We start from the raw sequence: 1325 nt of genomic DNA, 5'->3' as shown, positions 1-1325 counted from the left end.
GATGCGGGGAGCTCGGGGTTACGGGCGTGGTTGAGTGAACAATCCTGGCTCGGTCTCGGTGAGGATGCCGAGGTTGACCAGGCGTTTGAGCTTGGCTCGGGTGTTCTCGACGTTCTTTCGCGCCAGGGGCAGGTCTAGGGCCAGGCAGAGGTCGCGAGCGCGCATGGGTTGTCCGGTGTCCGCCAGGATGGTGAGGATCTGCTGGTAGGCGGGGTGGTCGGGGAGTCCGGGAGTCGGTTGCGGCGGGGGCGCTGGGTCGGGCTCCTCGGCGAGGGCGAGCAGGGTCTTGCGGGTGATCTTCAGGTGCTCGATGTCCTGGTCGAGGTCACGCAGGCGGGCGGCTAGTTCGTCGATCTGGGCACGCATCTGCTCGGCCTGTCCGGTCAGCGCCTTCTCGCGGGCGTCGATCCGTTCCAGCAGCCAGGTTCCGGGATCGGGGTGCCTGCTCACGTGTCGCGCCAGGTAGGGGCGGAGGTGCCGGTCAGCCGGCGGGTCATCACATCGGTCATCGCCCAGTACACCCGTGATTCGGAGCTGGCCGGGTGGTGTTCGTAGTCGCGTACCAGGCGGCGGTGCAGGGACATCGTGCCGTAGGTCTGCTCCACCACCCACCGCTTGGGCTGGGGGACGAATCCGGTCCCGGCGGGGTTACGCTCGACGATCTGCACGTCGATGCCGCGGGTGGCGCCGTGGGCGACCACGCTGCTCTTGAAGCCTTGATCGGCCAGGGCCGTCTGGACGCTGCCGGGCGGGGTGGCGGCGGCGACCCGGTCCAGCAGCACCTTGCCGATGGCGTTGTCGTGCATCGAGGCTGCCGCGACCACCACGGCGATGACCAGGCCCAGCACATCGGTGGCCAGCCCGCGCTTGCGCCCGGGGACCTTCTTGGCCGCGTCCCGGCCGGTGGTGGTGGCGGGCACCCCGGCCGCGGCACGCACGCTTTGGGTGTCGAGCACCACCAGGCTCGGGTCGGCTAATCGCCCCGCCTTCTCCCGGACCTGAAACCGCAGCAGGTCATGGATGGTCTTGTCGATGCCGTCCCTGCGCCAGGCGGTGTAGTAGTAGACCACTGCGCTACGAGGTGGCAGGTCGTGGGGCAGCATGCTCCACTGGCAGCCGGTGCGGCTCTGGTACAGCAGGGCGTTGACGATCTCCCGCATCTCGTATCTGCCCTGGTGGCCGCTGACCGAGGGGTGCGCGGCCTTCCAGGCCGTGATGACCGGCTCGATCAGGGCCCACCGCTCGTCGGATAAGTCGCTCGCGTAGGGCTTGCGCTCACTCACGCCGTCATCCCAGCACACCCACGCCTACCAGGCAGGCATAAC

2 protein-coding genes are annotated in these 1325 nt (G+C 68.8%); both read right to left on the bottom strand.

Annotated elements, in window-relative coordinates:
- Positions 1-18: 18 nt before the first annotated feature.
- Positions 19-450: a hypothetical protein gene (locus ACFFR3_RS50200; RefSeq protein WP_364386094.1), complete on the bottom strand. Its 432-nt coding sequence runs from the start codon at positions 448-450 to the stop codon at positions 19-21.
- The gene (locus ACFFR3_RS50195; protein WP_345394603.1) at positions 447-1283 is read right to left on the bottom strand and encodes an IS5 family transposase; all 837 of its coding nucleotides are present in this window, start codon (positions 1281-1283) and stop codon (positions 447-449) included. Before ACFFR3_RS50195 ends, ACFFR3_RS50200 begins: the two co-directional genes overlap by 4 nt.
- Between the last annotated feature and the right edge of the window lie 42 nt (positions 1284-1325).

Source organism: Nonomuraea salmonea, from assembly GCF_042428605.1.
In the GTDB taxonomy this organism is placed as follows: domain Bacteria; phylum Actinomycetota; class Actinomycetes; order Streptosporangiales; family Streptosporangiaceae; genus Nonomuraea; species Nonomuraea salmonea.
This window is presented reverse-complemented; position numbering and strand designations above follow the sequence as displayed.